This is a genomic window from Carboxylicivirga longa (assembly GCF_050589825.1).
Taxonomy (GTDB): domain Bacteria; phylum Bacteroidota; class Bacteroidia; order Bacteroidales; family Marinilabiliaceae; genus Carboxylicivirga; species Carboxylicivirga longa.
The window spans coordinates 20942-29706 of sequence record NZ_JBNGOZ010000020.1 but is presented as its reverse complement, the minus strand read 5'-3'; the positions used below and the strand labels follow the sequence as shown (position 1 = coordinate 29706).

At 46.1% G+C, this 8765-nt stretch carries 6 protein-coding genes and 1 tRNA gene; 4 read left to right on the top strand and 3 right to left on the bottom strand.

Translation table 11 applies throughout. The features are described from left to right. Window positions 1-6 precede the first annotated feature (6 nt). The 3 genes from ACRD7A_RS15235 (at window position 7) to ACRD7A_RS15225 (ending at window position 1750) form a co-directional block, all read left to right on the top strand. Window positions 7-78 (top strand) — tRNA-Glu (locus tag ACRD7A_RS15235). 94 nt (window positions 79-172) lie between these two features. Further along, window positions 173-871: a RadC family protein gene (gene radC / locus ACRD7A_RS15230; protein ID WP_430811992.1), complete on the top strand. Its 699-nt coding sequence runs from the start codon at window positions 173-175 to the stop codon at window positions 869-871. 15 nt (window positions 872-886) lie between these two features. Further along, a complete protein-coding gene (locus tag ACRD7A_RS15225) occupies window positions 887-1750 on the top strand; it encodes a hypothetical protein (protein WP_430811991.1) in 864 nt (287 codons plus the stop codon). A 9-nt stretch (window positions 1751-1759) separates the two neighbouring features. Here ACRD7A_RS15225 and ACRD7A_RS15220 read toward each other — a convergent pair whose 3' ends face one another. From ACRD7A_RS15220 to ACRD7A_RS15210, 3 genes are all read right to left on the bottom strand, one after another. Then, complete coding sequence (locus tag ACRD7A_RS15220; RefSeq protein ID WP_430811990.1) at window positions 1760-2230, bottom strand: DUF4268 domain-containing protein; 471 nt, start codon at window positions 2228-2230, stop codon at window positions 1760-1762. 207 nt (window positions 2231-2437) lie between these two features. After that, a complete protein-coding gene (locus tag ACRD7A_RS15215; protein WP_430811989.1) occupies window positions 2438-3679 on the bottom strand; it encodes a hypothetical protein in 1242 nt (413 codons plus the stop codon). Window positions 3680-3798: 119 nt separating this feature from the next. Next, on the bottom strand, window positions 3799-5355 hold the full coding sequence (locus ACRD7A_RS15210; protein ID WP_430811988.1) for a methyl-accepting chemotaxis protein: 1557 nt from the start codon (window positions 5353-5355) through the stop codon (window positions 3799-3801). A gap of 256 nt (window positions 5356-5611) precedes the next feature. On the opposite strand from ACRD7A_RS15210, the gene ACRD7A_RS15205 reads away from it, so the two are divergent. Beyond that, window positions 5612-8725 (top strand): cytochrome c biogenesis protein, encoded by a 3114-nt coding sequence (locus ACRD7A_RS15205; protein ID WP_430811987.1) that lies wholly within the window; start codon window positions 5612-5614, stop codon window positions 8723-8725. Window positions 8726-8765: the final 40 nt, after the last annotated feature.

The following is an 8765-nucleotide window of genomic DNA, read 5'->3' as shown; positions in this document are numbered from 1 at the left end:
CACTAAGGTCCCTTCGTCTAGTGGTTAGGACGCAAGGTTTTCATCCTTGAAACAGGAGTTCGATTCTCCTAGGGACTGCGCAGAAAGCTCTTCATAATTTTTGAAGAGCTTTTTTTGTATCTGATATTTACTTTCTCATGCAGCCTCTTTATCTTTTCATTAAAATAAAAAGATGGCAAGCTACCAACACCTGAGTATAAAACAATGGGCGCTGGAAGACCGTCCGCGCGAAAAACTCCTTCACAAAGGCCTGGCTTCCTTGTCCGATGCCGAGCTGCTGGCCATTTTAATTGGCTCGGGCAGTGCACGCGAGAGTGCCGTTGAACTTTCAAAAAAAATACTTAGCGACTGCCGTAATAACCTGAATACTTTGGGAAAGAAAAGTGTGACTGACCTAAAAAGTAAATATCATGGTATTGGTGAAGCCAAAGCCATTAGTATTGTTGCCTCGCTGGAGCTGGGGCGACGACGCAAGCTGCAAGAGAGTGAAGACCGACCCAAAATAACCTGCAGCCGCGATGTGTACAACATCTTTCAGCCCCTTTTGGGTGACCTGCCCCACGAAGAGTTCTGGGTGCTGATGCTGAACCGTTCCAACAAAGTGATCGCCAAAAATAAGATCAGCCAGGGTGGTATTGCCGGCACCGTCATAGATGTTCGGCTCATCCTTAAGTCAGCTATCGATCATCTGGCGGCCGCCATTATATTGTGTCATAACCATCCCAGTGGCAACTTGCAACCCAGTGAGGCGGATACCAAAATCACCAAAAAAATGAGCGAGGCCGGTCATATCATGGACATACCCGTTCTGGATCATATTATTGTAACCGACAATGGTTTCTGCAGTTTTGCCGACGAAGGCCTTATGTAGTTTTTCATGGTAACAATGAAACACATAACACGCGATGACATTAACGACCGGGAATGGGATGGCTGTGTGAAAGAAGCCCTCAACGGAGCTGTTTTTGCCACTACATGGTACCTCGATATTGTATGCGATAACTGGGAGGCGCTGGTAAGTGAAGACTACAACATACTACTTCCTCTACCCATTAAGCAGCGCATTTTTATGCGGCAGGTGTATTGCCCGCATCTGGTGCCTTACCTAGGCATTATCAATCGTAAGCCCATCAGTCCTATGGAGGCCATGCAAGTGCTTCAAGCTATTCCTTATCAACACCTGTCGATAATATTAAGTCCCTATAATAAACTACCCGGCAACGCAAGCCGTACTTTCAGTTATGGGCTGCTGGATCTTATCCGAGATGCCAAGCAGCTTAAAAAAAGCTTTGCCCCTGAGCTAAAAAAGGCGATAGAAGATTATGAAGCCAAAAACATTGTTGTCATCCGCGATTTAACACCCACTAGCTACCTTGCGGCTATTCAATCTAAACCGGCACGTAAAGCGACCTACTTTGCTACTTTGTTGCGCCTGATCAGTTTTTCACAACGCTATAAAACCAGTGCTGTGTATGCCGCTTATGATCGTTATAACCAGCTTATGGCAGGGGCTTTTATACTGCGATCACACGATCGCTTATCACTTATCCATGGCTTCGACAATGACGAAAATAAACGTGGACTAAAAGCCATTGTTTACCATGTAATAAAGCGCAGTGCAGGTAACAACCTGACCCTCGAGTTCCCCTGTTACACGCGTGCCGTTGGACAGTATTTCACCCGGAACCGGCACTTGTGCCGACGATACAAAAAAGGCTTACCCAAATGGATAAGCCCCTTATTTCAATAGTCATCGCTATTACTGTCCTAATTCATCGTGCTGCAAAAAGTCCTTGACTTCCAGGAAGGCCTTCTCGAGGCGTATCATACGATCAATCATAAAACGCATTACCTCGGGCCATTGCTCCTGCTGATACAGGTCGGCGGGCGAAAGCGCCTCATACACGCGACACACATCACGTCCCTCCTCTTTGTTATAGAAATAATCCCATACCAGAGACCCTCTGTATTCGTTTTCAAAAATTGTTTTACACGCTTCCAATTTTTCAAACAACTGTAAACGACGCTCCTCGCTACGGTGATTAATTTCCAGCGCCACAATGGCACGCTCGCGATTAATATCGAAACGCAAATCGAGGCCTTTAACACCTGTCTGATCAAAAATCCAGTTGATCTTCTTCCCCTTCTGACCGGGCAAACGCCGCGTGCGACTTTCGAGCTTGTGCCAGAACAACTGCCGTATTTCTTTCGCTTCCTCTTTTGAAAACATAAGCTTTACCTATATGCGCATAGCCTTTGGACTATTTGCTTTTGTTATTTTGTGTGAGCAACAAAAATAGCAGATATGCACAACCTATACCAATTAAAAGCATGCTGATTATTTCCATCAGCCCTTTGGTACTATGAATCATGCCAAAACCGGTTATAATCATCAAAACGGATACGACTGCTAATGTCTGCTTCATACTTACTTCCCTTAAAACGAATAACGCATACCAGCGGTTAATCGGTGATTACTGAAATTCTCGGTATTAATGGGTTTGGCATAGGCATCATACATGAAATCTCCGTTGGCATCAGTACCACCATAAGCCGCCACCACATACATCCACTCCAGACCGAACATTAACCTGGGCGATGCCATAAACTTAACGCGAGGCACAATGGAATACATATTGGCAATATTACCACCAATATTAAATCCGGCCAACGGTGTTGCTTTGTCAAACGTACCTAAATTTTTGGTATAACCCAACAAAATGCCCGGCTTCACCTTTTTGGCATTGGATTCCACATCGGCCCAAAAACTAAAATTCTTAATGGCACTATACGCACGTTCGGGGCTGTCATTAGTCTTTTCAGCGAAACCACCCAACATCACCACATTGGTCATACCCGCAGTAAACAAACCCTCGGTTTTAAAAGTAAGTACTCCAAAGTCCTTCTTCAGCGAGGCAGCCACGTAGCCCCCTTTCGCCAGCTCATCGGTTTTAATACCCGTATACGGATCGCTCAGCGCCGGCTTCAACACTTTATAGCCGCCTGTTAGCGCGGCAAAAAAACGCTCGCTCTTGTATTTTAATTGCAGTGCCGATTCAGGAATCATCGAATTCTCTGATGCATCGTGCATGCCCTTATCCAAAAAGTCATTCTGATACATCAAAAAGGCAATGGCTTCGATGCGATTGCCCAGCTGATGCCCAACACGAATCATCGGTTGACGGTTCAGCGGATGATATGGCACGCCACAGCCTACATTCACAGTATTCGGCACGTTTTCGGTAACAAACAAAGGATGCCACGACTGCCCCAGTAATAAGCTTGTCTTTTCCCAGTTCAAACGTACAAAAGCATGGCGCAGCCGAAAGTTAAGGTCCTGATGAGATGTATTTTTATCGCCTAAGAAATCGGCCTCGATAAAGGCAAAGCTTTTAGCTCCCAGTACATCAGGTCCTGTAACACCCACATTAAAACGGCTAAAGGCAGCATCGATATCGAGCGACGCATGGTCTGACAAGTCGTTATGTTCATTATCGAAATTGGCCGGCTTAGGAAATAAATAAATATTACCATTGCGTGCTGTGGCACTCTGGCGCGTATCCATAAAAGCATTAACACCAACAAAACCATGCACTTCAACTTTAAAAGTTTTCTCTTCTTGTGCAAATACCATTGTGGCTAATACCATAGCCACCAGCGAGCTTATAATTCTTCTCATTTTATAGTTTCTTGACTCAAATGTTATAATTCAGAAAAAAACGATGCAAAGCAACAAAAAAGCCACTATCTGTGCAAGTTACTTAAGTGTCCATCGCAGCTATTCATTGTCATTCGCCCCTATTTAATTTTAAAATAGGCAACGCTCTCATTCAACATCTCCGACTGGCGAGACAGCTCTTCTGATCCGGACGCCATCTCCTCCGACGAGGCTGAATACTCAGAGGTAATATTCACCAGCGACTGTATGGCGCTGTTAATATGATTGGCGCCTGCTTCCTGTTCCTTTCCAGCGGCCAGTATCTCGCGTATCATCTGCATAATAGAGGCAATATCGGGTAGCAAGGCTTCCATGGCCTCCCACGACTGCTGAGCAATGGTCAAACTATTGGCCGACAGCTCATCGATCTCACCGGCAGCGGCTTGTGTCACCTCCGACAACTTACGCACTTCGCCGGCCACCACAGAAAAACCACGTCCGGCCTCACCGGCGCGCGCTGCTTCTACCGAGGCATTCAAGGCCAGTAAGTTAGTTTGAACAGCAATATCCTTAATCACGGCCACTTTGGACGATATACTTTCCATGGCATTCAGGTTTTCCTTCACAGTGGTCTGCAAGTCATTAATACTTTTCTCAGCCTTTTCTGCTGTCTGCTCGGTACGCGCAGCATTGTTGGCATTGGATTGAATGTTGGAAACCATTTCTTCAATGGAAGACGATATTTCTTCGGTAGAGGCAGCTTGCGAGGTGGCACCGTTGGAGATGTTTTCGGCCGATTGCGCCATCTGTTCGCTGGCCGCCCTTACATTTTCCGAGCCCTCCACGATGTCCTGCATAATATCTTTCAGCTTCTGTATGGTATGCTGCAAAGATCGCTGAAGCGTTCCAATCTCATCATTCTGAGTTGTGGGTATATCAATCAGGAGATTACCCTGTGCTATCTCCTCGGTAGATTCAGACAAACCAATGATGATGGCGGCAAACTTACGACCCACATAAATGATGATAACAGATAATATCACCAGAATACAAATTGTAATGGCAGCACTCATACGGATACTCTTCTTCAGATTGGCCAAACTAACGGCTCTATTATCCTCAATCACCCGGTCAATATCATCAATATAATTACCGGTACCCACCACCCAATTAAAAGGCGCGAAGTAGGCAGAGTAACTACGCTTGGGTGCAGGCACTGTTTCGCCGGCCCGAGGAAACCAATATTCGCTAAAGCCATCGCCTTGTGTGGCTGCGTTTATTATGTCCCGTATCAGATACTTACCATTGGAGTCCTTATTATCCCAGCGGCTCTTACCTTCTACATCTTCATTGCCCAGTAACACCACATTAATTCCCTCCTTGGTATCTATCCAAAAATAGCCATCGCTGCCATAACGAAGTTCGCGTACCAGTTTCGCGGCGAGCTGTAAGCCTTCGTCATCGCTCATCCTTCCCTGCTTTATTTCTTCATGAACACTTTCTAAAAGGCTTATTACCGTTTGTACTTCGTGCTTTATAACTGCGTCGAAATTATTTCGCAGCATAACTTCCAATTCCTTAAGCTCCTTTTGCCGGGTTTTGTAATTCACATAACTGGTCGGAAGAGTAATTGCAACCGCCAATATCAACAACATACCCAGCGAGAAAACGATAATCTTTGTCGTTATTCGCATCATTTGATTTTAATAGATTAGTAATTGGCACCATTACGACAAAAACAGGAAATAGTTTACTGATGAGGATAATAATATAGCTTCTCAATAACTTTTGTTAGCAATTAAGATATGATGTCATAAATAAGGTTAAATAAAAATTAATCCTGTAAATTTCAGATTTATTGGTCTTATTTACTATTTTAATCTCCCAATTGCAGAAGGCCAAATAAAATTGGTCTCCAGGAAATTTTTATCTTGCACATTCAATTGATGAAATATGAAGAAATTATTCGAATTCCTAACTGCCTATTGGCTCATGGGCAGCCTGTTACTATTTCTGGCCGCCGTACTGGGTGTTGCCACATTTATCGAAAATGACTTTGGCACCAATGCCTCTAAAGCATTGGTGTATAACGCCTGGTGGTTAGAAGTGGTCTTTGCGTTGCTGGCCATTAATATGCTTGGCAACTTAATTAAATTCAAGAGCTTTAATGTAAAAAAACTGCCCGCGCTAGCCTTTCACTTGTCGTTTCTGCTGATTATTGTGGGGGCAGCGGTCACCCGCTATGTGGGTTACGAGGGCATGATGCACATCCGCGAAGGCGAATCATCAAGCACCATCCTATCCAGCGACCAATATATTAATGTGCGGGTAACAGCTGATAATTACGAGGATGAAGACGAAGCGCATGTGCTTTACTCCGTTGTGAGTCCTCATGAATATGCCGCCAGTTTTGCCACACCACAGGGGCGACTGAGGCTACATAGCGAGCTCTTTATACCTCAGGCAGTTGCTCGTTCGGTGGAGCGCCCCGGAGGAAAACCTGCCATTAACCTGGTGCTGTCGGGTAACACCGGACGACAGGAAGTATCCTTGTTTGAAGGCGATGAAGTACAGGTAGGATCCCACCACATTGCTTTTAATCCTGTAAAGCAAGATGGGTACAGCCTTGTACTAAACGTAAAAGATGGTGCTCCTCATTATCAATCGACAGCAGAAGTTAGCATGATGCAAATGCAAACAGGCAACACACAAACCTTTGCTGCCGACTCCATTCATCAGTTATACAGTGGGGTATTATATCGTGTGGGCGACTTACGTATGGTACTTACCAGTTACCTGCCCAGTGCCACCATCGAACCCGTTTCAGTGGAAGGCGATCAGGGACGTGGCCTGCCCGATGCCATTAAGTTCGTGGCCGAACTGGGCGATCAACGCAAAGACTTCTTTGTATTCGGACAAAAAGACGTGCTGGGTGAATCTTATACGGCTGAGATCGATGGGGTAACTTTTACTGTTCGCTACGGTGCCAAAAAGATCCATATCCCCTTTGACCTTCACCTTAATAAATTTGAACTGGAACGTTATCCCGGCAGTGAGAGCCCCAGCTCTTTTGCCAGCGAAGTAACCCTGATTGATGAGCGCACGGGCCTGAAAGAAGATCGACGCATATTTATGAACAACATACTGAACTACCATGGCTACCGTTTCTTCCAATCGTCCTACGACCGCGATGAAAAAGGCACTGTACTGTCGGTTAACCGCGACTGGTGGGGTACCTTACTCACCTATGCCGGTTACTTTCTGATGGCACTGGGTATGTTGGCCGCCCTAATAGCGCCCAATACACGTTTCCGCCAACTGATTGGTCGTACCCGCGAGCTGTATAAACAGAAACAGAAATTAATGGTCCTTCTGGCGCTGCTGGCCGGCACTAGCTCCTTCGCCAACGAACTAAACCCGCCCCACTCCATTAGTCAGGCCTCGGCCAATGCCTTTGGACAGCTGTGGGTGCAGGACAACGGAGGCCGCATCAAGCCCCTTAACACACTTAACAGCGAGGTGGTACGCAAGCTGGCCAAACATCATACCTTTAAAGGTTGGTCGGCCGATCGGGTAATACTAAGCATGATGATAGATGCCGCCTATTGGCAAACAGTACCCATGATAACCGTTAAGCACGACGAATTAAAGTCACAGCTGCAAATCAGTGGTAAGAAGGCATCGTTCAAAGATTTCTTTACTGACAAGGGGGAATACAAAATACGCCAGCTGGTAGAAGACTCCTACCGTAAAAGACCTGCCTACCGCAATAAGCTGGAGCAGGAAGCCGTGAAGGTAGATGAACAGATCAACGTATTTTATATGACCCAAATGGGGAGCCTTCTTAAGTTATTCCCACAACCCGGTGATGAACAGGCTCCATGGCTAACGCCCGGCGCTAAGGCCGAGAGTGCAAGTCAGGAAGATAGTCTGCTCGTGCGCAACCTGTTTGGCATGTATATGGAAGCACTGGCGGCTGGAAAGCAGACCGAAGAAGCCACTTATGTGAAGGCCATTGCCAACTACCAGGCTAAATACGGACACAGCATTCTTCCATCTGAAACAAAAAAGAAAATTGAAATATTCTATAACAACAGCTCGCTGTTTATGAGCCTGATGCCCTACTTCCTAGTATTGGGACTTATCCTCTTGTTCTTCCAACTCATCACACTGGTAAAACCCCAATGGCAGTTTAAATGGATAATCAAAGGCGGACTCATACTCATTGTCCTGGCCTTCGTGGTTTACACGGCCGGTTTGATCATCCGCTGGTACATTTCGGGGCACGCGCCCTGGAGCAACGGCTATGAATCGATGCTGTACATAGGGTGGAGCACCTCACTGGCTGGCTTATTATTCAGCAGACAAAGCCCAATCGCCCTTTCGGTTACAGCCTTCTTCACCGGCATCATCCTGATGGTGGCCCACCTTAGCTGGATGAATCCTGAAATTACCAACCTGGTACCCGTATTAAAATCCTATTGGCTAACCATACACGTGGCCATTATCGTGGCCAGCTATGGCTTCCTGGCGCTAGGTGCCCTCCTGGGCTTCCTTAACCTGGTGTTATTTGGCATTAAATCGCCCCGCTCAAACAAAACTTTCTCACTCACCATTGAGGAGCTGTCGGCCATCAGTGAGATGACCATGACCGTGGGACTTTACCTGCTGACCATCGGCTGCTTCCTGGGCGGTGTATGGGCTAACGAATCCTGGGGACGCTACTGGGGATGGGATCCCAAGGAAACATGGACGGCCGTTACTATACTGGTATACGCCTTTATTCTTCACATGCGCTTTATACCGGGCATGCGGGGTCGTACCACCTTTAACTTTTGGTCGGTAATAGGCTTTGCCTCGGTAATAATGACCTACGTGGGTGTTAACTACTATCTGGCGGGCATGCACTCCTATGCCAAAGGCGATCCCTTGCCCATTCCATCCTTTGTGTATTATTCCATAGTGGTGGTGGCCGTAGTATCCTTCTTTGCCTTTTATAACGAACGTAAAGTACAAAAGGCACTGTCCAATGAGCAGCAAACAGAAAAATCACAGAGAGATAAGTAATACATTATCAAATCAATGGCCGGAAAGATTTCTCCTTCCG